23 protein-coding genes are annotated in these 24853 nt (G+C 62.2%); 9 read left to right on the top strand and 14 right to left on the bottom strand.

Annotated features, from left to right (window positions below; all coding sequences use genetic code 11):
• Positions 1 to 9: 9 nt before the first annotated feature.
• The 6 genes from FKV68_RS29595 to FKV68_RS29570 all read right to left on the bottom strand — a co-directional run bounded on the left by FKV68_RS29595 (position 10) and on the right by FKV68_RS29570 (position 7374).
• Positions 10 to 792 carry an ATP-binding cassette domain-containing protein gene (locus FKV68_RS29595; RefSeq protein ID WP_180942487.1) on the bottom strand — a complete coding sequence of 261 codons (783 nt, stop codon included), beginning with the start codon at positions 790 to 792 and terminating at the stop codon, positions 10 to 12.
• Positions 782 to 3037 (bottom strand): ABC transporter permease, encoded by a 2256-nt coding sequence (locus FKV68_RS29590; protein ID WP_180942486.1) that lies wholly within the window; start codon positions 3035 to 3037, stop codon positions 782 to 784. The genes FKV68_RS29595 and FKV68_RS29590 overlap by 11 nt, the downstream gene beginning before the upstream one ends.
• Before the next feature lie 181 nt (positions 3038 to 3218).
• Entirely contained in the window at positions 3219 to 4301 is a 1083-nt protein-coding gene (locus FKV68_RS29585) for a substrate-binding domain-containing protein (protein WP_180942485.1), read from the bottom strand.
• 249 nt (positions 4302 to 4550) lie between these two features.
• Positions 4551 to 5567 carry an amidohydrolase family protein gene (locus tag FKV68_RS29580; protein ID WP_180942484.1) on the bottom strand — a complete coding sequence of 339 codons (1017 nt, stop codon included), beginning with the start codon at positions 5565 to 5567 and terminating at the stop codon, positions 4551 to 4553.
• Positions 5568 to 5606: 39 nt separating this feature from the next.
• Positions 5607 to 6299 (bottom strand): class II aldolase/adducin family protein, encoded by a 693-nt coding sequence (locus FKV68_RS29575; RefSeq protein ID WP_180942483.1) that lies wholly within the window; start codon positions 6297 to 6299, stop codon positions 5607 to 5609.
• A gap of 85 nt (positions 6300 to 6384) precedes the next feature.
• Positions 6385 to 7374 carry an ABC transporter substrate-binding protein gene (locus FKV68_RS29570; RefSeq protein ID WP_180942482.1) on the bottom strand — a complete coding sequence of 330 codons (990 nt, stop codon included), beginning with the start codon at positions 7372 to 7374 and terminating at the stop codon, positions 6385 to 6387.
• Positions 7375 to 7630: 256 nt separating this feature from the next.
• Here FKV68_RS29570 and FKV68_RS29565 point away from each other — a divergent pair, with 256 nt between their 5' ends.
• Positions 7631 to 9244, top strand: coding sequence for an FAD-dependent monooxygenase (locus FKV68_RS29565; protein WP_180942481.1), 1614 nt, complete (start codon positions 7631 to 7633; stop codon positions 9242 to 9244).
• Between the two features lie 64 nt (positions 9245 to 9308).
• Here FKV68_RS29565 and FKV68_RS29560 read toward each other — a convergent pair whose 3' ends face one another.
• From FKV68_RS29560 to FKV68_RS29540, 5 genes are all read right to left on the bottom strand, one after another.
• Positions 9309 to 10880, bottom strand: a complete 1572-nt coding sequence (locus tag FKV68_RS29560) for an ethanolamine ammonia-lyase reactivating factor EutA (protein ID WP_209647268.1) — start codon at positions 10878 to 10880, stop codon at positions 9309 to 9311.
• A complete protein-coding gene (locus FKV68_RS29555; RefSeq protein WP_180942480.1) occupies positions 10829 to 12067 on the bottom strand; it encodes a cupin domain-containing protein in 1239 nt (412 codons plus the stop codon). The genes FKV68_RS29560 and FKV68_RS29555 overlap by 52 nt, the downstream gene beginning before the upstream one ends.
• A 201-nt stretch (positions 12068 to 12268) precedes the next feature.
• Positions 12269 to 13018 (bottom strand): IclR family transcriptional regulator, encoded by a 750-nt coding sequence (locus FKV68_RS29550; protein WP_180942479.1) that lies wholly within the window; start codon positions 13016 to 13018, stop codon positions 12269 to 12271.
• 259 nt (positions 13019 to 13277) lie between these two features.
• A complete protein-coding gene (locus tag FKV68_RS29545; RefSeq protein ID WP_180942478.1) occupies positions 13278 to 14057 on the bottom strand; it encodes a class II aldolase/adducin family protein in 780 nt (259 codons plus the stop codon).
• 98 nt (positions 14058 to 14155) lie between these two features.
• Positions 14156 to 14473, bottom strand: coding sequence for a non-heme iron oxygenase ferredoxin subunit (locus tag FKV68_RS29540; RefSeq protein ID WP_180942477.1), 318 nt, complete (start codon positions 14471 to 14473; stop codon positions 14156 to 14158).
• Positions 14474 to 14701: 228 nt separating this feature from the next.
• Between FKV68_RS29540 and FKV68_RS29535 the strand changes: the two genes are divergently transcribed.
• The 7 genes from FKV68_RS29535 (at position 14702) to FKV68_RS29505 (ending at position 21077) form a co-directional block, all read left to right on the top strand.
• Entirely contained in the window at positions 14702 to 15988 is a 1287-nt protein-coding gene (locus FKV68_RS29535; protein ID WP_180942476.1) for an aromatic ring-hydroxylating dioxygenase subunit alpha, read from the top strand.
• Positions 15989 to 16064: 76 nt separating this feature from the next.
• Positions 16065 to 16586 carry a hypothetical protein gene (locus FKV68_RS29530; RefSeq protein WP_180942475.1) on the top strand — a complete coding sequence of 174 codons (522 nt, stop codon included), beginning with the start codon at positions 16065 to 16067 and terminating at the stop codon, positions 16584 to 16586.
• 84 nt (positions 16587 to 16670) lie between these two features.
• A complete protein-coding gene (locus FKV68_RS29525; RefSeq protein WP_245181493.1) occupies positions 16671 to 17510 on the top strand; it encodes an IclR family transcriptional regulator in 840 nt (279 codons plus the stop codon).
• A 2-nt stretch (positions 17511 to 17512) separates the two neighbouring features.
• On the top strand, positions 17513 to 18517 hold the full coding sequence (locus FKV68_RS29520; RefSeq protein ID WP_180942474.1) for an FAD-binding oxidoreductase: 1005 nt from the start codon (positions 17513 to 17515) through the stop codon (positions 18515 to 18517).
• A 38-nt stretch (positions 18518 to 18555) separates the two neighbouring features.
• Positions 18556 to 19506: a LysR family transcriptional regulator gene (locus FKV68_RS29515; RefSeq protein WP_180942473.1), complete on the top strand. Its 951-nt coding sequence runs from the start codon at positions 18556 to 18558 to the stop codon at positions 19504 to 19506.
• 241 nt (positions 19507 to 19747) lie between these two features.
• The gene (locus FKV68_RS29510; RefSeq protein ID WP_180942472.1) at positions 19748 to 20683 is read left to right on the top strand and encodes a substrate-binding domain-containing protein; all 936 of its coding nucleotides are present in this window, start codon (positions 19748 to 19750) and stop codon (positions 20681 to 20683) included.
• A gap of 187 nt (positions 20684 to 20870) precedes the next feature.
• Positions 20871 to 21077, top strand: coding sequence for a hypothetical protein (locus FKV68_RS29505; protein ID WP_180942471.1), 207 nt, complete (start codon positions 20871 to 20873; stop codon positions 21075 to 21077).
• A gap of 186 nt (positions 21078 to 21263) precedes the next feature.
• Here the strand turns inward: FKV68_RS29505 and FKV68_RS29500 are convergent, their stop codons facing one another.
• A complete protein-coding gene (locus FKV68_RS29500; RefSeq protein ID WP_180942470.1) occupies positions 21264 to 21860 on the bottom strand; it encodes a HupE/UreJ family protein in 597 nt (198 codons plus the stop codon).
• Positions 21861 to 22025: 165 nt separating this feature from the next.
• On the opposite strand from FKV68_RS29500, the gene FKV68_RS29495 reads away from it, so the two are divergent.
• On the top strand, positions 22026 to 22961 hold the full coding sequence (locus FKV68_RS29495; protein WP_180942469.1) for a LysR family transcriptional regulator: 936 nt from the start codon (positions 22026 to 22028) through the stop codon (positions 22959 to 22961).
• A gap of 81 nt (positions 22962 to 23042) precedes the next feature.
• On the opposite strand, the gene FKV68_RS29490 is transcribed toward FKV68_RS29495, so the two are convergent.
• Both FKV68_RS29490 and FKV68_RS29485 read right to left on the bottom strand, forming a co-directional pair.
• Positions 23043 to 23921, bottom strand: a complete 879-nt coding sequence (locus FKV68_RS29490; RefSeq protein ID WP_180942468.1) for an alpha/beta fold hydrolase — start codon at positions 23919 to 23921, stop codon at positions 23043 to 23045.
• 226 nt (positions 23922 to 24147) lie between these two features.
• Positions 24148 to 24825: an RraA family protein gene (locus FKV68_RS29485; protein ID WP_180942467.1), complete on the bottom strand. Its 678-nt coding sequence runs from the start codon at positions 24823 to 24825 to the stop codon at positions 24148 to 24150.
• Between the last annotated feature and the right edge of the window lie 28 nt (positions 24826 to 24853).

Genomic DNA, 24853 nt, shown 5'->3' with positions numbered 1-24853 from the left:
GGCCAGCCATCAGGCCTTCCTTGCCTGATCGGCGGTCAGCGCCTGCTCGCGCGTGCCGGAGACGATGATCTCCAATACCTCGTGCTCGTCGGTGTTCTTGATGTAGCGGTCGCCGACATATTCGCCGCGCTTCAGCACCATGACACGATCGCCGACGGCGAAAATATCGACGAGGCGGTGCGAGATGATGATCTGGGCGACGCCCTGTCGCTTCAGTTCCAGCATGGTTTCGAGCAGCCGTTCAGTCGCCATCACCGAGAGGTTAGCTGTCGGTTCGTCGAGTATTACCACGCGCGGCTCGAACGAGATTGCACGGGCGATCGCCACGGACTGCTGGCGGCCGCCCGACAGGCTCTCGACTTTCTGGTAGACCGAGTTCACATCCACCTTGAGGCGCTTCAACACGCTATCGGCTTCCGCATACATGCGTCGCCGGTCGACGAAGAAGCCGCGGCGCGGCCAGCGGCCGAGAAAGATGTTCTGGCCGACGTCCATGTTTCCGCAAAGGGCGAAGTCCTGATAGATCATCTCGATGCCCGCCGCGCGGCTTTCATGCGGGCTCTTGAAATATACCGGCTGTCCGGCAACGAAGATCTCGCCGGCGTCGCGCTGGTAGGCGCCGGTCATGATCTTCATCAGCGTCGACTTGCCGGCCGAGTTGTCGCCGACGAGGCCGAGGATTTCGCCCGGATAGAGCACGAGGTCGACGCTGCGGAGCGCCTGCACCGCCCCGAAGGCCTTTTCGATGCCGCGCATCTCTACGATCGGGGCACTTGCGGGGCTATCTGGCATGGCTTGTCTCCGGGGCTCGCTGGCGCACTTTACGCTCGCGCAGGCGGCCAAACAGATTGGCCTGGCGAACCCAGATGTCGACCAGCACCGCGACGATGAGGATGCCGCCGATGAAGACGTTGATCCAGTGCTGCGGCATGCTGAAGCCCTGCACATTCAGCTGCAGCAACGCCCGGACGAGCGTGATGACGCCAGCGCCGGCGAGCGCTCCGATCATCGTGCCGTAGCCGCCGAAGATCGAACCGCCACCGATGATGACAGCGGCGATCGCGTCGAGCTCGCGGAACTGACCGGCTACCGGGTTGAAGCTGCGGAAATAGGCGACGTTGATGATCCCGGCCATGGTCGCGCAGAGAGCCGCCAATAGCAGCGAGAGGAAGCGCACGCGGTTGGTGTTGATGCCGGCATAGGCCGCGGCGCGGACGTTGCCACCGGTGGCGTAGACCTTCTGGCCGAACGGCGTGTAGGCAAGGCCGATACCGGCGACGAGCGCAACGAGGAGCATCCAGATCGTCTGCACGCTCACAACCTGGGCGACGGCGCGCGAGAGGCCCTCCGGCAACACGATATCCATGTGGAGGAGGATGTCGTTCACCTTACGGCCGATGAGGTTGTAGCCTTCGGGCCAGCCGGTCAACTGCTGGCCGGCGACGAACCAGGCGGCGAGGCCGCGGGCGATGTAGAACATGCCGAGCGTGGCAATGAAGGCCGGCAGCTTGAAGCCGACGGTGACGACCGCATTGACGAGGCCGGCAGCCATCCCCGCCAGCAGGCCCATGGTCACGGCCGTGAGGGGATCGGCGCCCAGCACCTTCAGAAAATAGGCGGCCGTGCTGCCGGCGAGCGCGAGCACGGCGCCGACGGAAAGATCGATATCACCGGCGGCGATGACATAGACGAGCCCGACCGTGATCAGTGCCAGCTCGGTATAGTTGAGCAGGACCGCGAAGGTGTTGGAGAGGTTCCACCAGTAGTCGGGGCGCAAGGCAAGTCCTGTCAGCCACAGGAGAACGGCCAAGGTGATGGCGAGCGCATCGCGGCGGGCGAAGAACCGGCCGAACGCCGTCGCCGACGCCTCGATGTCCGTTGCCATCGCGCCCTTGGTCTGGACACCCTCCAATGCCACACCGCCAATCTCGTAGGCCGGCGGCGGTGGCCGGCCGCGCAGCCACGCCCAGAAGCGGGCCGCCAGCTGACGACGAATGAGATGCGGCTCGATCAGCACGGCGATGACGAGGAGGAGGCCGAGGAACACAAGGACAGCGCCCGCCGGCAGCGTGTATCGAGCATTGACGGCGATGCTCTCGCCGTCGATCACGACGGTGCGCGTAATCGACCAGCCTTCGCGCAGCACCTTGTCGATCAGGACGACAACGGCGGTGCCGAGGCAGGAGCCGATCACACGGCCGCGGCCGCCAAGGATCGACGCCCCACCGATAATGACGGAGGCGATGACAGTGAGCTCCCAGGTAACGCCGTAGAGGGGAGTCACGCCCTTATCCTGGGCAGCCGACAGGAGTGCCGCAAGGGTCGCCGAGAGCGATGAGATCAGATAGGCGCGTATGCGCACCCAGTTCGTCGGGATGCCGGCATAGATCGCCGCCTGCTCATTGCCTCCCGTGGCGAAGGTCTCGTAGCCCCAGCGGGTCTTGGCGAGCACGAACGCGCCGATAATGGCGACGACAGCGAAGATGACGATCTGGTTGTTGAAGCCGAGGACGTTGCTCTCACCAAGGTGGAAGAAGAGCGGGTAATCCTTTGCTTTGCCTGAGTAATAGATCGCCTGGCCGTGCGTCAGCGCGAGCACGAAGCCGCGGCCGATGAAAAGCATCGTCAATGTGGCGATGAATGCCGGCACCTTCAGGAGTGTGACGAGCGTGCCGTTGACGAGACCGATCAGGGTGCCCAGGAGCACGCAGAGGACGACCGAGGTCGCGACATCGAGATCAAGGAAGCTCGGCGCGAACAGCCGGGCAAAAATGACAGCAATCAGTCCGTATGTCGAACCGACCGAAAGGTCGAGATCTTTGTTGGCAATGACGAAGGTCATGCCGACGGCAATGATCCCGACGCGAGACGTGTCACGCAAAAGCGCGTGAAGGGCCCCTGTCGAACCGAAGAAGGCCGGATTGACCAGCGCACCACCGAAATAGAGCAGAGCGAGGAAGATCAGGAGGCCGGCCTCCCAACCGCCGACAAGCTGCGGTGGTGCACGGCCGAGCGATGTCGTCGTCGTGAGCGCCATAGAGTTCCTACCGGTCGGTCCTTGCCAACGGGGGCGGGAGAGGCTTGCCCTCCCGCCTATGCTCGGGATGCGTCTACAGCCTGCGCGCCTAATCAGACGCGCAAAAAAATTGCTGTAGCACTTTGAATCGCTGCATGTTTTTACCTTTGAACGTACTCGATTTAAGGCCGTGCAGGCGAACTCAGTTCTCGAAGCGCTTGCCGACCTTGGCGACCGTATCCTTCGTCACGAGCTGGGCGCGCGTGTCGAGATTGGCGGCCGAGATGCCGCGGTCGATCTGCAGGTAAAGCTGCATCACCGGCCAGAAGCCCTGCAGGAACGGTTGCTGCCCGAGCGAGCCGGTCAGGTTGCCGGCAGCGATGCCCTCCTGCTGGGCCGGACCGAGGTCGAAACCATAGGCGCAGAACTTGTTCGTCCACCCCTTCTGTTCAACGGCCTTGACCAACGGCGGCGTGAAGACGTTGTTGGCAGTAAAGGCGCCGACCACGTCGCCGCGCGACTCGAACAGCGACACGAGCGCGTTGACCGGATCGTTCGGGTTCGTGTCGATGCCGACGTTCTCCGGACCGGCATCGACCTTGAAGGCGTCGAGCTTGCCGGCATCCTTCAGCGTCTTGACTATTGCATTGAAGGCTGCCGTAACGCGGTTGTTGACCTCGATGTTGCCCATCGCAGTCGACGACGGCAACAGGATCGAGCCCGAAGTGGCCCCGCTATCGAGCACGCATTTGGCAAGCGCCTCGCCGCCGATCGCAGCAGCCGAAGCGTCCTGGCCGGTGTGGCTGATGCCACTGCGGTTAAGGATCGTGCCGTCGAAGGAGTTGGTCGTGGCGACCGGAATGCCGGAGGCCTCGGCGGCTTTGACGATATCGTTGTATGCCCCGGACTGCGGCGTCGTCATGATGATCCCGTCGATCGTCGGATCCTGCACGATCTGGTTCAGGATCTCGATCTCGCGGGCGGGATCGTCCACTGGCGATTCCGAGCCGAGCAGCAGGATATTGGCGCCGATCATGTTGCCGGCGACCTTGGCCCCCACATAGACCGGATCGAAGAAGCCGTTGCCGGCGGTGTGGGTCACGATAGCAAAAGTGAGATGGCCATCGGCCGAATGGAAGTTCTTCGTTTCGGGTGCTTCCTTGGCGGCTTCATCGAAGTTGTAGCCGCCGACTGCCTTTTCGACACTGCCGGATTGGGCAAAGCTGTTCTGCGCGCAAAGAGATAACGCCGCGACCGATGCCGCGTACAATAAAACTCGCCTCATGTTGGTCCTCCCTTATGGTCAAGGGTCGGAAGCCGTTCGGGCGGATGTAACGAGAGGGTCCGAAACGCTTCCTCCCATTTGCCAAGGTGCTAATATTCTGCGCATTCTGGTAGAAGTAAATGGGGCCTCACCGTATTGGTGAACTTGTTGCACTTCGAAGCACCCTAAAAGGCTTAGGACCGTAATGTGCGCGGCCGACGCCGAGGGAGCAATCGCTCCTTGACCAGCGTCGGCCGCGTCCCCCGAAAGTCAGTGCGCCGACAACCCGAAGAGCGCCTCGGCATTGCGGAAGCAGATCTTTTCGAGATCCTCTTTGGGCAGGTCGAGGCCGTTCAGGATCGCCAGCGTATCGCGGATATAGCCAGGCCCTCTTTCCGGATCGAAAGGAGAGTCGGACGCAAAGAGGATGCGGTCGCTGCCGTAGAATTCGAGGCCGCAGAGTGTCGCGGCGCGCGAGCCGAAAACGGCGGTATCGGCGTAGAAATCCTTGAAATAGTCCAGCGGGCGCTTCTTCAGCCGCTTGAGCACTAGCGACAGATCCTCGTCGGAGGTCCGCTTGCCGAGTTGATCCCAGCCGGGGCCGACACGCCCTTCGAAATAGGGGACCATCGCCCCCATGTGATGGGCGAGAACCTTGAGAGCCGGAAGCCGGTCCATGAAGCCGGAAAAGACGAGGCGGGCCATGGCGGCACTGGTCTCGTATGGCCAGCCGAAAGTCCACCAGATCTCGTATTTCGATTTGTCCTCGGTCGCATAGTCCGGCATGGACGAGTTCCGTGACGGGTGCAGCAGCACCGGCTTGCCGTGGCGGGCAGCGGTTTCGAAGATCGGAAAGAAACGCTCCTCGTCGAGCGGCGCGCCATTGACGTTGGTGTGGATCTGCAGGCCGTTCGCGCCGAGTTCGGTGAAGGCGCGCTCGGCTTCCCTGACGGCCGCTTCGGGAGCGTTCATCGGGAGTGCGGCGACGAAGCCGGCGAACCGCTCCGGGTGTTTCTCGACGAGCTCCGCCAGGCCATCATTGCCGAGCTTGGCAAACTCCGTCGACAGTTCCGGACCGCCCATGGCCTCGAGCGGCGGCATGCCGAGCGAGAGGATCTGCGAATAGTCCCTGAACTCGTCCATGACGCGGAAGCGAGCTTCCAGGTCGTAGATGCAGGGAATGCCCTGCATTCTGCGGCCGATATCCTTGCCGGCCCCGTCGAGCTCTTGGATCCGTTGCCACAGCGCCTTCGGGAAAAAGTGATTGAACGCATCGATATAGTGCATCGTCTTCCTCTTGGTGCGATTTGGTTGTTGTGCCGATGGTCAGCCGCGCTTCAGGCGCCGGACGAGATAGGCGAAAGTGGCCTTGAACATTTCTTCGCGGAACATGTGCCGGCGCTTCGCCTTGATATCCTCCGGCTTGCCGAGTGCCTTGGCCCCGCCTGCGGCCTCGACCCAAAGCTGCATCATGCAGGCGGTTTCGAGCGAAAGTGCCAGGTAGATCGCCTGCTCGATGCTGGCGGCGGCGGTCACGATGCCGTGGTTCTGCAGCAGCATGGCGCCATGACCGCCGAGCGTTGCGGCGACCGCGCGGCCGCGTTCGGTCGTGGTGATCAGTTCGGTCGTCTGGGAAAAGACCGGCAGTCCTTCGGAGAAGATCGATCCGGCGTGACCGATGGCCTGCAACGGCTTGCCGAGGGCCGAGAAACTGACTGCGTAGGGCGCATGCGTGTGCACAACGGCATTGACGTCGGGTCGCGCCTTCAGCACCTCGGAATGGATGTAGACCTCGTTGTGACGGCCGAGATCCCCGGCGATCTTCTCGCCGTCGAGACCGACGGTGATGAGATTGTCGAGCGTGATTTCCTCAAGGCCGATCTTCGAGGCCTTCATGTAGAAACGATCCGGCGCATCCGGCACGCGCACGGATATATGGCCGCGCGTCCAGTCGCCCTGTCCGGCCTGTTCGAGAATTTTGCCGGCCTCGACCATTCTCTGTTTCACGTCCTCATGCATTGTCTTTTGCTCCGATGGCTCATTGCACAGGAAAGGATTGCCGCTCGGGAGGGCTGCTGCGCCCGAGTCGTGCAGGTCGCAGGCGCTACACACGGTGCTTGTCCCCCCGCTTGCGGCCCTGCGACACGTCGAGGAAAAGCTCGGAGAGCGGGACCTTGCGATCGATCAGGCCCTGTTCGTGCGCATAGCCGACGACGGTTTCGAGTGTCTTGCGGTTCTGGCCGTCGAGGCCGTAGGCCCACGGGTCGTCGCCGAGAATTTCCTGCTGCTCCTCCCAGGCTTCGCGGTACCAGGCGAGCGGCACGATGCGCGGGTTTTCCATGCGCCGCATGGCGATGCGCTTCGCCTCGTTGAACGCCTGAAAGAGATTGATCGGCACCCAGGGATGACGCTCGACAATTTCCGGTCGGATGCCGAGAACGTGCATGATGGGGAAAATGCCGGTTCGCTTGCAATAGGCGATCTCCTCCCGCTTGTAGTCGGCAAAGAGCCGGCCGACGCGGGGATCGCGCCTGACGATGGGCTCGATCAGGTCGGGATGGAGGAGCGCGTCGATCTCGCCATCGAGCAGCATCTGCTCGACCGACTGATTGTCGGGAAGCCGATGAAGCCGGAGCCCTTCCGGCGGCGTGAAATCGACATCCTCGTCCAGTTCGGCATACCAGTCGATCGACTTGTGCGGGACGCCGTACTCGCTTTCGAGCAGCCCGCGCAGCCAGAGCGTTGCGGTGACGAGATAGCTCTTCACGCCGACCTTGCGGCCGATCAGATCTTTCGGTTCGCGGATTCCGCTTTGGGTGTTGGTGAAGATGAAGCCGTGGCGAAAGCGGCGGTGCAGAAAGACCGGGATGGCCGCGAAGGGCAGCCCCCGCGTCTTCGCGGCGATGTAGGAAGACAGAGAGACTTCGGCGACGTCGAACTCGCCGTTTCTCAGAAAGCGCCAGTGACGCGTCGTCGAATCCATCTCGGTCAGGATCGTGAGGTCGATCCCGTCCGGCCGCACGTCTCCCTCTTTCAGTGCCCGGACGATCTCGTAATCGCCGCAGGCGAGCGTCAGCTCAATCTTTTTCGTCACCCGTTCCTCCCACCTCATGCGAGCCGCCCTGCGGCATCAGCGAACGCACCATGCGCCAAACGCGATCGGAATGTCCAGCAGAATTTCATTGTTTCCCGTAATATGAGATTTGCGGATTTTCCGTTTGACGAATGAAATGATCTGACAGTACAAGTTCGGCATCCCTATCGAACAGCGCTTCCGGCATAGTAGCTTTGAGTGAGGCGAGTTCGTTATGTCCGGTTTGGTTGTCAACAAATGGTGATGGAATCTTAGTATGCGCGAAACGGATGTCCTTATTGTCGGTGCCGGACCTGTCGGGCTGACGCTTGCGATCGATCTCGGCCAAAGGGGGGTGCGCTGCACGCTGATCGAGAAGAAGGCGGCGCCGGAGTTCCTGCCGAAGATGGAGCGCTGCAATGCGCGAACGATGGAGATATTCCGGCGCATGGGGCTTTCCGAGCGGATCAGGGCGGCCGGACTCGATGCCTCGATACCGATGGACGTCTATATCGTGCTTGCGATGAACGAGCCGCCGCTGTTGCGGCTGCCTTACCCGTCGGTTGCCGAATCGTTGGCGGAGATCGCGCAGAGCACGGATGCCTCGCAACCGCTCGAAGCCTATCAGCTCATCTCGCAATATACGTTGGAGCCGCTGCTGAAATCGGTCGCCGAAAGCCTGCCGAGCGTCACGGTGCGCTATGGCTGCGAGTTCCTGTCGCTCGAACAGGACGAAGGCGGCGTGACGGCGCGGACCGCGGATGCGAACGGGACGATCGAATATATCCGCGCCAAGTACCTGGTCGGCTGCGACGGCGGTGGGAGCCCCGTGCGCAAGCAGCTCGGCATCAAACTGCGCGGCGAGGGCAACCTCCTGCACCTGCGTCAGGCGCTCTATTACAGCGAGACGCTTTATGACCGTATTCCGATCGGGGATGGTCCCGGGCGTGGACGGCACTATCATGTCGCCGACGGGCAGGCGACGTTCCTCATCATGCAGGATTCGACCAAACACTGGACGCTTCACGCCGTCGTCGAACGCGACGAGGACATGGCGGAACAGTTCGAGAAGGCCGTCGGTGCGGCGGTCGACTATACGATGCTCTATGTCGGGCAGTGGAAGCAGAACCTGCTTCTGGCGGATCACTACGGCGCAGGACGGGTCTTCCTCGCGGGCGATGCGGCGCATCTCGTGATCCCGACCGGTGGACTCGGCATGAATACAGGCGTCGGCGACGCCGTCGATCTCGGCTGGAAGCTTGCGGCGGTGCTTGAGGGCTGGGGCGGACCCAACCTTCTGCGCTCCTACGAGATCGAGCGGCGACAGGTGGGCGACCGGAACGTTGGTGCATCGCGCTATGCCTCGCTCGGGCGACGCAAGTGGCGCTCGCAATACCGGCCAGACATCCGCGACGCGACACCGGCGGGGCAGGCGACACGCGACAATCTTGCGCGTGTCGCAGACGTCGAGCAGCGCAAGACCAACGAAATGATCGGTGCCGAACTCGGTTATCGCTATGTCGGGTCTCCAGTCATCACCGATGAGCCCGGAGGACCGGAGCATCTCTTCCGCGAGTACCATCCGACCACCTGGCCCGGCGCCCGGCTGCCGCATCTCTGGCTCGACAACGGCGGGCCGGTGCAGGACCGCATCGGGCAAGGCTATACGTTGCTGAGGCTCGGTGGCACGGGCGCCGATGACGGCGCTCTCGGTAAGGCTTTTCGCGCTCGCGGCGTACCGTTCGCGACCGTCGATATTGCGGAGCAGAGGGCGCGGGATATCTACGGCTACAATCTCATTCTCCTGCGTCCCGATATGCATGTCGTCTGGCGTGGCAACCAGGCTCCGGACGATACCGTCGCGCTCGCGGCGATGGTGGCAGGCCACTGAACGAGGAATGCCGCGAAGCCTCCGGGGCTTCGCGGCAGGTACGAAGAGCGGTCGATTGCTGCGGTCAATCGCGATCGAAAGCTTCATGGCCGAGACCGAGGCTCGGGAAGACAAGCGATTTGATCACCACCGGCACCGCGCCGGACGTCTCGAGCATGGCGCCGATGTCGATGAAATCGAACTCGTCGAGCTTGATGCCATCGATGGAGACGAGTTTTGCGATGCCGGCTTCCTGTTTGCAGTGCATTCCGACGAGGCCCCCGATGTCACCGTCGCCGACAAGGATCAGGGGATGGCCGTTGTGAAGGATTGGAGCGAGCCCATCGACAACACCGCGACAGAAAGCGTCGAGGCGTCGATAGCTTGCCGAGCCGTCCCATTCGTAGCAGACGGCGACCGCACTCTCGCCATCGCTGAGATCGAGCCGTGCGAGGCTTTCCCGCACCGCTTGCGCGATGGCGGCCGCATCGATCTCCTCATCGAAGGCGAGCGCTGGCTTGATGACCGGCACGTTGCGCACCGGCAGCATGTCGAGCGGATCGACAAAGATCGTGCTGCCGCTCACTTGCACCGTGTATTGCGAGGCGCCGACGACAGTCGCGCGGATACCCTGCTGCGGGCGCTCCAGACGCGGTGACCAGTTCGCCAGGCGCTGTCGAAGTTCGACGGCGAGAAGGGAACCGAGATCGCTGAAATCCTGTTCTGCATCCGCGTAGAGGAATTCCGAAACGCCGCCTGAGATCGTCACGACGTCGGGCGCTGGACCGGCCGGCAAAGGGGGCAAGCGATGGAGATCGGCAGTTTCCCGCCGCATCTCCCCGCCCTGCATGGCCTCGAACAGCACGTCGACCATAGAGGCGGCGATGCGGCGAGCATCCTCGGCCGTCAACAACGCGCCGAGTTCGATCGCGATCGCTGCGCGACGCGCAAAGTAATAGCCTGCCTCTTCGATCCGGGTGATGCGACGGTTGGCGTCAAAGGCGATTACACGTGCGCCGATATCGATGGCGCTGATGTGCCTGATTGCTCCGTCTTCGCAAAGGGCGAGCTTGGACGTGCCGCCGCCGATATCGACGTTCATTACCCGTCCGCTTCTGCCTGAACGCGCGACCGCGCCCGAACCGAAGGCGGCAAGCGTCGTTTCGAGCCCGTCTCCGGCGCTGACGACGACGAATTTTCCGGTCTGGGCGGAGAATATCTCGCCGATCGCCCGCGCGTTGCGGCGGCGAACCGCAACGCCGGTCAGGATCAACGCGCCCGTGTCGATCGCTTCCGGCTTGAGCCCGGCTCTCCCGTATTGCTCGGCAATGAAGGCGCCGAGCGCCTCCGCATCGATCTCGTTGTCGCCCGCATAAGGCGTCAGCAGGACCTCGGACTGATGCAGCAGCGTGCGCTCTACCACCATGTAGCGCGTATCGAGCCGCTCGAGCACGATACGCGAAAAGGCAAGGTGAGACGTCGACGAGCCGATGTCTATACCGACGCTGGTTAGTCGGATCTCGTCCTCGAGTTCCATGCTGCGGCCGACGTTCGAAAAGAATATCCGGCCGCCCTGTTCTTCTTCCTCTGACATCGCTCTGCCAATCAGACGACCGTCGACATCTTCTTGGTCGTATCCGCCGGCTTCTCGTACCATTCCGGTTTCATCCGGATCTCCACGCCGTTCCGCTTGAGATGCGCCTCGTATTCGTTGCGGATGAAGGGATCTTCCATCCAGTAGGGGATGGCGGTACCGCCTTCATTGACGTCGATCGCCGTGTAGTCGGTGTGTTTTTCGCCGGGTGCACCCGGATCGCGACCCGGGTTGTGCGGGCCGAACCAGGCCATCAGGCGGAAGGGTTCCTTGGAGACGCTGAAGTGCTGGTGGTACCAGCGGGCGCCGCCGGGTGCCGCCGTGACCATGCCGAACGGGCCGTAGTCGAGGCGACGCACCTTGTCCGCGTGGCCGTCCTTCCACGGGTTGACGCCATATTGCTCCGGCCAGGTGTAGGTATAGCCTTCGCCCTTCAGGCAGATCAGGATCGCCGCCGAGGTGTGAGCGTGCGCCTTGGAATAGCGCCCGTTCTCGTGCTGCCCGATCCAGTAATAGAAGGTGTTGTTGGTCATGAAGGGCTCGACGCGGCGGTAGCCGGGCGAGCGCCGGTTATCGAGCGGCAGTTCGCAGTTGACGGCGTCCGGCAGGAAGTTCGTCCGACGCATGGCGAGACCGCGCACCGGATCCGGCTCGATATCTTCGCGATATTTGTAGAAGTCGTCGGCGCCCGAAAAACGGTCGCGGAAGACGTAAGGGTTGTTGAAGACGGCGTCGGCGTTCTGGAGCTGGTTGAGCACGTTCGGCGCCGTCGTGCCGCCGAGCAGCAGAGCCGGGCTGTTGGTGGCGTTGACGATGCGGTGCCAGGCATTCATCGGGATGGAGAACATGGAGCCCTCCTGCCACTCGAAGACATGCTTGCGGCCCTCGCCCTCGAGCCAGACCTCCGTGGAGCCGCGTCCCTCGACCACGATGTAGATTTCCTCGTACATGTGCTTCTCGGGATTGAGCGCGCCGGCGGCGGGAACCTCGACGAGGTGGCAGCCCCACTTGGTTTCGGTGCCGTAGAGCTGGATGTAGGTGCCGTTGCCGCCGGTCCGCTTCCACGGCTTCAACGGCAGGTTCTTTACGCTCGATACGCCGAGATCGCGAAAGACCGGAATGCCTTCTTCTTCCATGAACTGGTCATAGGGCGTCGGTTGTTTCTTGAACTCGCCGAAGCCAGCCTTCTTGGTGCCGGCGGGCTCGTGCCAATGCGTACCGGTGCCGCCGCCAAGTGGGTCCTGATGCATTCCTGTCTCCTCTCGGTTGTCGCAGTCGGGCAGGGCGGGTTCGCGCCGCGGGAGCGCGCCGCTCCAGATTGCCCGTTTCAGCCAAACGCTAACAGACGCAGGGAATGACGGTAGTGCGTTTTCGGAAAGGCCTCCTTTCCGATCCGATCGCAAGTCGGCGGACGATCTGCAGGCCTGCAACGGCGCGAGGACCCTCGGTTCTCAGCTGCGCGCGACGGTCTTGGAGATGATACCGGCGCAGAATACGACACGCTCGGCGACATCCTCGATCATTTTCGAGTTGGTACGCGAATCTCGGAGCGTCAGGCTGAGGCTGCCGAGAATTTCCGATCGGCTGTCGAAGACGGGGGCCGCCACGCCGGTCACGCCGGGGGTCACGTCGCCGGTTGTGCTTACCCAGCCTCGTTGCCGGTGCTCCCTCAGTGTCGCCTTGACTTCCTTCAGCGTCGCGCCGAGGCCGGCAGTGCCGAACTGTTCGGGTACCAGGCCATAGAACTTGCGCAGTTGATGGTCGGGCAGGTAGGCGAGGATTCCGAGCGATGCGGCGCCATGAAGGAGCGAGCGCCTGCGCCCGCGTTCATAGTTGCTGTGGATCGTATCCGTCCCGCTTTCCTGATGGACGCAAAGGACGTCGAACCGATATCGGCGACAGAGGAGGGCGATGCCGCGGAACTGGCTGGCGAGCTCTTCCATCACCGGTCGCGCTGCCCGGATCAGCACGTCGCCCGTCCGGATCTTGTAATCCAGTTCGACGATCCGCGGGCCGAGCATGTAGCCGACCGAAGGCAGCGAGGTGAGAAGGCCCGCGTCCGTCAGTGTTTTCAGGTAGCGATAGAGTGTCGAACGGGTGTAGCCCAGCCGTTCATGCATCTCGTCGAACGTCACCGCGACGGCGTCCTCGCCGCTGTCGAAAAGATCGAGGATGCCGAGCATCTTTTCGTGACTGTTCACGCGTCGATCCCCCGTAGTTCAGTAGTATGCAAAAGGAAAAAGAGGGGAGATCGCGAAGACAGGCCGATTGGTGGCGACATCGATACGTGTACTCGAAGCTTACAGGGCGCGGCGCCCCGTTCTGCGCGACGGACCGGAGGTTGCCGGCCCGTCAATGTGGGATTCGCGCATATCTTGTGCCAGCCCATAGCTTCCATCAAGCAGCAAATTTCAGAGGCCGGTCGCCCGGCCTCGTCGATGTTGGTCAGCGGCGCTTGCTTCAGGCGCCCGCGTTCCAGGCTTCGGGGAAGATGCCGTCCCGGATGGCCCCGCGCGCATAATAGTTCCAGAGCTTCCGGATGTGATGCCCACGCCTGAAGCCGTGCGAGAACGACTCGATTTCCGCTTCCGTCAACGGCTTCACCTTGCCGATCGCGGCGGCGCGATAGGCGGCCTCGGCGTTTTCGACGAGATGCACCGAATCGATGAAGACGCCGCGAACCGTTTCGGCGGTGACGATCTGCCCGTGCGCACGGATCTGCATGGCGTGATGCGGTCCGAGCGTCGCGACAATACCCCGTCCCCTCTCGGCGTCGTCGACGTGGGCCGGGTCGGCGTGAACCGGGATGCCGCTCTTCCAGCGGATCGCGTGGTTCTTGAAGGGCAACAGCGGCACGTCCTCGACCAGCGTGAATACGTTGGTGACGTCGTGATGGAAGTGAGCGATCGAATTGACGTCCACCCTTGCGCGATAAATCTCACAATGAAGGAATACCTCGGATGGAGGCTTGACGCCTGACGGGCCGGACACGACCTTGCCATCAAGATCGCAGACCAAGAGATCGTCGGGAGAAACCTCCGCGCGGCTCTTCTCCTGCGGCTGGATCAGAAAGGTCACGCCTCCCGGCAACCGGGCACTGACATGGCCGCTGTACTCCAGTATTTTCAGGCTATTGAGCAGCCGCGTGCTCATCGCCACATCGAGGCGCGAGGACGCCTCGGATGGCACGTCCGCTGCCTCCACAGCCGCCGCGCCGTCGCTTTTTCCATGAACCTGCATGCGTTCCTCCGTGAGATTGAATAAATCTCACATTATACGACTTTTTTGTTTCCGCAAGCGCGCCGGATCTCCCGACCGCGCCTGACGCGCGAGCGCCGTTAAACCTCGATCGTGACGTGCTCGTCTTCGATCACCACCTTGTAGGTCTTGATCGGGATCATGCAGGGGGGCGTGACCACTTCGCCCGTGCGTATGTCGAACGCGCCGTTGTGGAAGTCGCACTCGATCGTGTGGCCGTCGAGATAGCCCTCGGAAAGCGATCCTGGGCCGTGTGTGCAGAGGTCGTCGGTAACGTAGAACACGCCGTTGACATTGAAGACGGCGAGGGTGAGGTCGCCTTCCTCAACCCGTATCGCGCCGTCCCAGTCGACGTCGCTCGTGGAACACAGCCTGATTCTGGTGCTTGCCTCGGCCATTCCTGGCTCCTCCTTCGTTGCGTTGCAGGCCCGCTTGACGGGACGGTCATCAGATTGTACGTTGCTTAAAAAGAAACAGCGTTCCGTATAAAGGAACACAGAGAAAATACCTGATCGGTCGAGAACGTCAACCCGCAATTCGGAAAAGCCGCGCGGCGGTCGGAAAAAGGGGCGTGGCGATGCAAATCGGCGCACTGCGCAAGCGGTCCGCAACATGGAGGAAGTGAAATGCTCAGGAAGGAACAGAACGATCTTCTAACGCAGACAGGCCCGGGCACGCCGATGGGCGACATGTTTCGCTGTTATTGGATCCCGGCGCTGCTTGCGGAGGAACTGCCGGACAACGATTGCGCGCCGGTCCGTGTGAAGCTCCTGAGCGAGCGTCTGCTCGCCTTCCGCGACAGCGAAGGCCGCTACGGCCTGATCGACGAATTCTGTGCCCACCGCGGCGTCTCGCTGTGGTTCGGCCGCAACGAGCAGGGCGGTCTGCGCTGCCCCTATCACGGCTGGAAATACGATCACACCGGCCAGTGCACCGAGGTTCCGTCCGAGCCGAAGGAGAGCGGCTACTGCGGCAAGATCAAGCTGAAGTCCTATCCGCTGATCAAGATCGGCGACATCCTTTGGACCTACATGGGGCCGGCGGAAAAGCAGCCGCCGCATCCCGAATGGGAATTCGCCCTCGTTCCCTCGGAACAGACCTTCACGTCGAAGCGCTGGCAGGAGTGCAACTGGCTGCAGGCCATGGAAGGTGGCATCGATTCCAGCCACGTGTCCTGGCTCCACAGCGGCAATCTCAATAGCGACCCGCTCTTCAAGGGCGCGCGCGGCAACAAGTACAACATGTCCGATGCGAGACCCTTCTTCGAAGTGACCGACAATGAGGGCGGCCTGTTCATTGGTGCGCGACGCAATGCCGAAGAAGGCCACTACTATTGGCGCATCACGCCTTGGGTCATGCCGTCCTTCACCATGGTCCCGCCGCGTGGCGACCATCCCGTTCACGGCCACTTCTGGATCCCGATCGACGACGAGAACTGCTGGGCCTGGAGTTTCGACTATCACCCGGTTCGTGCTCTGACGACGGAGGAACGTCAGGCGATGATCGCCGGCAAGGGCATCCATGTCGCCTATGTGCCGGGAACCTACCGGCCGCTCGCCAACAAGGACAATGACTACCTCATGGACCGCGATGCCCAGCGCAAGGGCATCACCTATTCTGGCGTCGAAGGCATCGCCATGCAGGACGCCTCACTGCAGGAAAGCATGGGTCCGATCGTCGATCGCAGCAAGGAAAACCTGGTGTCGACCGACAACGGCATCATCATGGCGCGCCACCGCCTGTTAAAGGCCGCCCGCGCGCTGCGTGACAAGGGCGTCGTTCCTCCTGGCGTCGATCCGGCACATCACCGCGTCCGTTCCGCTGCGATCGTGCTGCCGGTCGACAAGTCTTATGTCGATGTCGCCGAAGAGGCATTGACCGTGATCTCGGGCAAGGCACCGACCAGCGTCTGAGGCTGGAGCCACCATGTTGACCCGGCGCTATGCGCCGGGTCGGCTCGCCGCCGCCGCACCAATGAGGAGAAATGTCATGCAACTCGGACTGAGCGAAAGTGCGCGCTTCGCCACTGCGGAGGAAGCACGTTTCCGCATCGAATACCCGAATTCCAGCCCACGCAAATCGCGTGTCATCGCCTTGGATGAACCGAGCCTGGGGTTGCTGCGCACCCTTGCCGACATGCCCTGGAGCGGTGCGCATTTTCTGCGCTACGTGAGCGCAAAAGGAGCCACCGATTCGCTGCACATGCTGCCGGTCGACGCGGTTTTGGAGGACCTTGAAGGGAAGTCGGTCAGCCTCGCCGACGAGGTCGCCGACGCCGACATCATCGTCATGATAACGACAGCCGGCACTGCGGCGGAGGCTGCCGAAGTGATCGGCAATGCCTGCTTCGTCCGCAACAAGCTGACAACCGGCCTGGTGCGCAACGCCGATGGTGTCTCCGCGGACGATCTTGCACGTACGCTGACGACCATGCGGCCCTTCGCGGCGATGCTCGTCATCTCCAACGGCGACGAATATGTCGGCGAAATGCTGAGCGCGCTCAGGGTTTGAGGCGGGCAGGGGTGGTGATGTGAGACCATGGCAACTGTGTTATGGACGAGCCGTAACTCTCGCGATGAAACGGACAATCACGCCATGAATGCACCCACCAAACCACCCGCGCGCGGAGGAAAAGGCCCTGCCGGCAAGCGCAACCGCCTGTCTTCGGTCACGACGGCGATCCGTCTCTTGAAGGCTTTTTCCGAGGACGAGGCCGAGATCGGCGTCAGTGCGCTGGCGCAAAGGCTGAAGGTTGCGAAGAGCACGGTCCACCGTCTGGCGGTGACGCTCGTAACCGAAGGCCTGCTCGAGCAGAACCCGCAAACCGAGCGCTATCGCCTCGGGGTCGGCCTCTTTGCGCTCGGTACGCTTGTCCGCCGGCGCATGGATCTGTCGAACGAGGCGAGGCCATACCTGTTCGACCTGCGCAAGCTGACAGGCGAAACAATCATTCTGGGCGTCCCCTCTGATGGAGAGGTGATGCACGTCTACGATCTGGAAAGTCCGCAGGCTCTGGCGATGAAGTCCGACCTCGGTGCGCGCAAGCCCGCCCATTGCAGTGCGGTCGGACGCGCGATCTTCGCCTTTGCCCCGGAACAGGCGATCGAGCGGTTGCTGGCCGGTCCGCTGCAGCGGCGAACGGCAAAGACCGTCACCGATCCGGCGCGCCTCAGAGAGATGCTGGCCGAGACCCGGCAGCGGGGCTTTGCCATCGAAGACGAGGAAAGCGAACCCGGAATCCGGGGCATCGCTGCTCCGGTACGCGATTCGACCGGCGCCGTCGTCGGAGCTGTCGGCATCGCAGGCCCATTGCAGCGGCTGTCGCTGGAGGCGCTTGAGGGCTATTCGCCCGCGCTTCTTGAAGCGGTCGCGGCCATTTCATCCCGCCTTGGTTACACGGCGGCTTTTCGAGAGAGATACGACTTAGGGAGTTGAACATGGCGGCAATTGCACTCAAGGGAAGCGACGTCCAATGGACATGCGCAGACGACGACACGATCATGCGCTCGGCGTTGCGCGCGGGCCTCGGCTTTCCCTATGAATGCAATGTCGGCTCGTGCGGCAACTGCCGTTTCGACCTCCTGGAGGGAGAGATCGAGGAATTGCGCGCCGATGCGCCCGGTCTCAGCGATCGCGATCGGGAGCGCGGCCGGCGCCTCGGCTGCCAGTCTCGTCCGCTGACGGATTGCGTCGTAAAGCTCCGGCTGATGCCGCAATATGAAAGCCGCTTCCCGCCCGTGCGGCAGCAGGCGGAACTGATCGAAGTGCGCGACATCACGCACGACATCCGCGAGTTTCGTTTCCGGCTGGACAAGCCGGTCCGCTTTCTCGCGGGTCAGTATGCCTTGCTGGACCTTCCGGGTGTTGCAGGCAACCGGGCCTATTCCATGGCGAACGTGGAAAACGACGCGGGTGAATGGCATTTCCAGATCCGCCGCGTGCCGAACGGGGCGGCGACAGGAAAACTGTTCGACGGGCTCTCGCTCGGTGATCGCATCGGCGTCGACGGTCCCTACGGCATGGCTTATCTCAGAGCCGAATCCGACCGCGATATCATCTGTCTTGCCGGCGGTTCCGGCCTTTCGCCGATGATATCGGTCACCCGCGCCGCCGCGGCGACGCCGCTCTTGGCCGGACGCCGGATCGACTTCATATACGGCGGGCGGACGGCACGCGATATCTGCGGCGAGGACATGCTGGCCGAGCTTCCCGGGTTCGGTTCCAACATCCACTACCACCCGGTCGTCTCCGCCGCGGACGGCGACGGCTGGGACGGCCATTGCGGCTTCGTGCACGAACTGGCGGGAAAGCTCTTCTCCGATCGCCTTCCCGAATGCGAGGTCTATTTTGCCGGCCCTCCGATGATGGGGCAGGCGATCCAGAAGATGCTGATTGACCTCGGCGTTCCGCCGGCCCAGGTTCATTTCGACCAATTCTACTGATCGGTGAAAGGCGCACATCAGAAATGCTTGGACATGCAATGAAGCTCCGCCAGCTTGCCTATTTCGTCAAAGTCGTCGAAGTGGGCAACATTACGCGGGCGGCAGAGCAGCTCAACCTCGCTCAGACCGCGCTTGGCATCCAGATCCGCAATCTCGAGGACGCTCTGCAGATCCAGTTGCTGGACCGCCATTCGCGCGGCGTGAGCGCGACGCCCGCAGGCATGCTGCTATATGAGCGTTCCATCGAAATCCTGCAGCGGCTCGAAGAGACCCGCCGGGACCTGATCGCGCTCGGCGGCGAGCGGGTACGCATCCGGTTTGGCGCTACGCCGAGCATTCTCAAGCTGATCGGGACGGAGCTGCTGGTCGCCGCCAACGCGCAGTTGCCGGGAATCGCGCTCCATGTCGTGGAGGAATTGAGCTTCGTGCTGGCCGATGCCCTTGAGCGCGGCGAACTCGACTACGTGCTCGCCTACGACATAGAGGAAAACCCTGGTATCCGGCGCGTTGCTCTGATGGAGGAGGACCTTCTCCATGTGTCGGCGGCGAACGGCGGGGAGCAGGGCGGTGATATTTCCTTCCGGCAGGCAGTCGCCGGCGATCTCGCCCTGGTTTCGAACCGTGACATCATCTGGCGGCGGGTGCACGAGACAGCCTCGCGACTCTCCGTCGACGTCAAGATTACCTACCAGGTTCAATCGAACGAGGCGATCAAGGCGCTGGTGCTGCACGGCGTTGCGCAAAGCATCATGCCCTACGGGATCGTCGCAGAAGAGATCAAGACGGGGCAGATCATCGGGCGGCGCGTGGACCGGCCCGGCGTCAAGCGGACGCTGTTTCTCGCTCATCCGGCTCATAGGGGGGTCGCGGATGAAAAGCCGTTCCTCGCGTTCATCGACAAGATGGTCGACCGTCTGATGGTCGAGGTCGGGCCTTACGCACACCCGATCGATCGGCTGGTTCCGATGGAGCAAGCGGATTCTCTTTGAGCAAGCCAATAGGTTTTATCTTGGACATTTGGAGTCCCGCATTCGATGATTACAGCAGATCGGAGATGTGAAACGGCGGGAAGCGGCGGCGGAGCCGTCCAGGATTTTTGCTTGTAAGTCGCGGACTTGCGCTCGACTAACGCAGGCTTTCCTGGCCCCCGGTAGTACTAGGGAGACTATTCTGACTTCGTCGCTTCGTTTGTCGTTCGGTTGTTGGAACTACGACCGGACACGCCCCCTCATGGACAGAACGGTCGCGCCTGACGGGATCGATCTCGTTTATCTCAACATGCCGGTGGAAGAGACTTTCTTTCGCATGCTGCGCCATCGGGAATTCGACATCGCCGAGATGTCGCTTTCCTCCTACGTCATGTCCTGTTTCTCCGAAACGCGTCCTTTCGTGGCGATTCCGGTCTTTCCGTCCCGCTACTTCAGGCATTCGTCGATCTATGTGAATGCCGCGTCGGGCATTCGGGAGCCTAAGGATCTGATCGGCAAACGCGTCGGGACGCCCGAATATCAGATGACCGCGCCGGTCTGGATACGCGGCATCCTTTCCGACGAGTATGGCGTGAAGGTCGACGACGTCACCTATTATGCCGGCGGCGAAGAGCAGCCGAACCGGCCGGAAAAACTGCCGCTCGACCTGCCGGGCCACATCCGCGTCAACCGCATCGGTCCGACGCAAACACTCTCGGCGATGCTGCGCGACGGCGAGATCGACGCGCTCTACACGGCGAGAAAGCCCTCGTCCTACGAGGGGCCGACGGGCCGTGTCCGTCGTCTCTTCGAGAACTTCGTCGAGATCGAGCGCGCGTATTTCAAGCGGACAAGCATCTTTCCGATCATGCACACGATCGTCATCCGGCGAGAGGTATACGAGGCGCACCGCTGGATCGCGCAATCGCTCTACAAAGCCTTTGCCGAGGCGCAGTCGCGCGTCTATCGCGAACTCGAAGAGACCGCCGCGCTGAAGGTCATGCTGCCCTGGCTCAACGCACACGTCGAGGAAGCACGTCGGCTCATGGGCGATGACTACTGGAGCTACGGCTTCAAAGAGAATCGGGAGACGCTCGAGACGTTCCTCCGCTACTCCTACGAGCAGGGGTTGTCGAAGCGGAAACTTTGCGCGGAGGAAATTTTCGCGCCGGAGACGATGGAGAGCTTCGTCATCTAGGGACCGAGACGACGTCGGCTTGGTGAAGCAGGCCGAACAAAGATTTGTTTAACCCGCGTAAGGTGTTAGCGGGGACCTGAAGGAAGCTTACCCTGCCATGCGGTTGCTGCATGGCAGGGCTGTTCGCGTTGATCTTCTGGTTGTTGCAAAGCAGCATTATATCTAATGCGTATGCAACGGAGAGATGATGGAAATGACAACGCTCGCAGCACGTCCCGCAAACGCACAGTGGGTTCGCAGCATGTTCGGCGGGTTCATGGAGGGCATGAGCCTGGTCAGCGCTGCGCATGAATGCGCGATGGCGACCAGAGAGCGCCGCCACCCGTCCGCCGCTGCACTGCAGACGCTCGGTATCGACGAAGGCGCCTTCGGCCGCACGCTCAAGCGCCGCTAAGCGCGTCCCGGTTTACGAACCAGTGCTTGCCTTGCGATGAACGACTGCAGCGGGGAAGTGATTCCGGCGAACAGGTCACGTGGCGCCGCACATCTTGTTCCGAATACATGAAAAACGGGCGGCTCCTCGAGCGGCCCGTTTGTTGTTTCTAGCCCCGATTACGCTGGGCCTTTGTAGAAGCCGTCCTTAGAGAATGCCCGTCATGATGCCGAGGCCGGCAAGCGCCATGGCACTGCCGCCGAGTCGCGTTGCGACGTGGGACTTAACGCCGACGCGTGCAAGGCCGAGGCCGAGTGCGATGCCGGCGACATGCAGCAATGCAGTCGCACCCATGAAGCCGAGCGCGTATTGGACGCCGGACGCATCCATCGGCATTTCAGCGCCGTGAGCATAGCCGTGGAATACGGCAAAGAGGCTGACGACGCCCATTGCAACGGCCGTCGGCGGGTTCCAGCGAAGCGCGACCGCAAGGCCAAGGACGATCACGGACGCCGCGATACCGATTTCGACAAACGGTACGGCAACGCCTTCGATCCCTAGGATGCCGCCTGCGGCCATCATCAGCACGAAGCTTGCCGGAACGAGCCAGAGGGCGCGGCCGCCAAGGATGGAGGCGAATGTGCCGACGGCGACCATGGCGAGGATATGGTCCAGGCCGCCGACCGGGTGCATGAAGCCGTGTGCCAGGCCGCCTGCCGCGCCGACGCCGGTGTGAGCATGGGCTACGGCCGGTAGCGCTACGGCAGCCAATGCCAGCAGACCGCTTTTGATTGCTGCTTTCATCTTTCAGTTCCCTTGATGTTGCGAACGATTTTGCAGATGCCAACCGCTCGGTACCTGTGCGGATCTCATTGGGGGCGAACCTGCTACGTTGAAAATCAACCATCTACGCACGAAAGTAAATTTTAATCTCTTTACGTGTGCGTTAAGTTTTTTTATGCTCCCCGCATGAAAAATATCACGTTTCGGCAGCTGAAGTCGATACGAGCGATCGAGGCGCACGGCAAGATCGTCGGCGCTGCGAAAGCGCTCGGATTGACCGCTCCGGCCGTCACCTTGCAGTTGAAGCAGATCGAGGCTGAAGCAGGCGTGCAGCTGTTCGAGCGCATGGCCCACGGGATGTTTCCGACGGAAGCTGGACACGCGGTCCTGGCTGCGGCGCGCGATATCGAGGAGCGCCTTTCCCTGCTGGAAACGGAGCTCGACGCCTTCAAGGGCGTGAAGCGCGGGCACATCGCCGTCGGCGCCGTTTCCACCGTCAAATACTTTGCAAAGCCGATGGTCGCGGCCTTTTCGAGCGCCTATCCCGACATCGACCTCGAGCTTTTCATCGACCGCCGCGCTGAAACGGTCGAGCGCTTGAAGAATAGAACGATCGACGTCGCGCTGCTCGGGCGCCCGCCGCGGGAATTCTCGGTGCGCGCGGCAGTCTTCGGGGAGCATTCGCTGGTCGTCGTCAGCGCGCCCAATCATCCGCTTGCCAAGCGGCAGGGTATTTCGAAGGCGGAAATTGCGCGTGAGCATTTCTTCCTGCGCAGCCCGGACTCCGCCACACGCAACTTTTTTGACCGGTTCATGAGCGAAATTCCGGGAAGGGCCGACGGCCCGAACACGGAGATGGAATCGATCGAGGATATCAAACGGGCGGTGATGGCGGATACCAGCGTCGCCTTTCTTGCGGCGCACAGCGTCGCCGCCGAGGTGCAGGCAGGCGAACTGACGATCCTCGATGTCGTCGGTCTGCCGATCCGCCGGCAATGGTTTGCCGTCAGCCGGACCGATCGCGCGATGACGCCGGTCATTGCCGCCTTCGAGGAGTTTCTCGCGACCCAGGGGAAGGAATTCCTGCCGGACCTGTTGGCCGCGGAAGATGCGGTCCCCTGATCGTCGGGGACCGCCTTGCCGCTGCTTATCGCTTACAGCATTCAGCAGTTAAAAGTGCCGCAGTGAGCTTTGCGCGTCTGATCAGACGCGCGGCGGTGTGTTGCGCGACTCTTCCGTCTGGCGGAGGAATTCGATCACGCGCGCGTTGGTGGCGGCGGATGTTTGCTCCGAGACGGGGACGTCCCAGTATTGCGATCCGGGGATGCACTCCTGGAGATACCGTGCGGCCGATGTCGCGTGGGAGGCGTCGGCGCCCGGAATGATCAGCGTCGGGATGTTCAGGCGCAACAGATCTTCCGGTTCGGCGCCGGGCGAGGTATCCCTGTCGAGCAGCGTTCTCGGCATGCCCGCCAGGATCGCCTTGTAGTGATCGACATTCTGCCGGACATAGCGGTCCGTGAACTCCGGATCGTGCCTGAGAACCGAGACCCATGGGCCGCCGCGAGGATCGGCGCCGAAGGCCTTGTTGCTCTCTTTCGCCAGTGCGACGACCGCCTCCAGGCCATTCTGGTGGACAAAAGCCAGGTGCTCGGCGAAGCGCTGATGGCCAGCAATGCGATAACGCGCGCCGCCGACGGGCCAGAAGAGCACCATGCCGAGCACGGATTCGGGAAGCTCGGCCGCAAAGGCTGCGACGACGCTGCAGCCCATGCAGCCGCCCATCAGATAGGCCTTGTCGATGCCGAGATGGTCGAGCAGGCCCTTGCCCTGCCTGACGTAGTCCGACCAGGTTACCCGCTCGACGCGGCCGCCTGACTGGCCGGTCTCGCGCCGGTCGAAAGTAATGCAGGTAAAATGTTGAGGCAGCTGTTCCAGGAACTGGATTTCGGCATAGATACCCTGCGTCCGCCATTTCTCGATGGTCGCATCGAAACCTCCGGGCGAATACATCAGCAGCGGTGGCCCCGAGCCCAGTACCTCGTAGCGTGTCGCGATGCCGTCGATCGTTGTCATTGCCATGTTCATTCCTCCTCGAAACGGCGCATCATCCTTTTCAAAGCCGCTTGGCATACGCGCGCTCGCGGACCGTGCCTTTTGGAAGGCACGGTGACGCGTCGGACCAAGCGGCTCCTGAACGTGTCGCGCCCGGCAGGGCGCACCAGATCACTGATTTCGGTCGGATCGACCCAAATCAGTGACCTATTCCGATAAGGTAGAGCGGAAAACCGCTCACACTTATCTGGCTCTAGACGCCCTCGCAGCCGAGCTTCTTCAGGCTTTCGTCTACCCAGAGCTTGGGGTCGAGCTTGCCGGCGAGCGTGTTGGCGAGCGTTTTCGCCTCCGCTTCATTCTTGCCTTTTGCCTGGGCGTAGACTTCCTCGACCTGGTCGAACGGTACGCAGACGAGGCCGTCGTCATCGCCGAGCATCAGATCGCCCGGCTCGATGATCATTCCGCCAAGGGAGATCGGGACATTGATCTCGCCCGGCCCGTCCTTGTAGGGACCGCGATGGGTGATGCCGGCAGCGAAGACCGGGAAGGTATTGGTCTTGATCCAGCCATAGTCCCTGACGGCGCCATTGATCACGACCCCGGTGACGCCGATCGCCCTTGCGTGGGAGAGCATGAGCTCGCCGACGAGAGCATTGGTGAGGTCCCCGCCGGCATCTACCACGATGACGTCGCCGGGACCGGCCATTAGCAGCGCCTTGTGGATCATCAGATTATCGCCCGGCCGCGTCTTCACCGTGAATGCCGCGCCGGCGAGCACGCCCGAGGCGTGGAGCGGCCTGAGGGCTGCCCCGCCCGCCGTCATGCGGGACATGACGTCGCTGACGTTGGCGACCGGCAAGTCGCGAAATTTTTCGACCATCGCCATGCTGACGCGCTGGCGGCGCTCAAGGATCCTGAAACCCAGTGTCATCTTCCTGTTCCTCCCTCGACGCTGTTGC

Source organism: Sinorhizobium mexicanum, assembly GCF_013488225.1.
GTDB classification, from domain to species: domain Bacteria; phylum Pseudomonadota; class Alphaproteobacteria; order Rhizobiales; family Rhizobiaceae; genus Sinorhizobium; species Sinorhizobium mexicanum.
The sequence above is the reverse complement of the archived record's forward strand: the minus strand, read 5'-3'. Positions and strand labels throughout refer to the sequence as shown.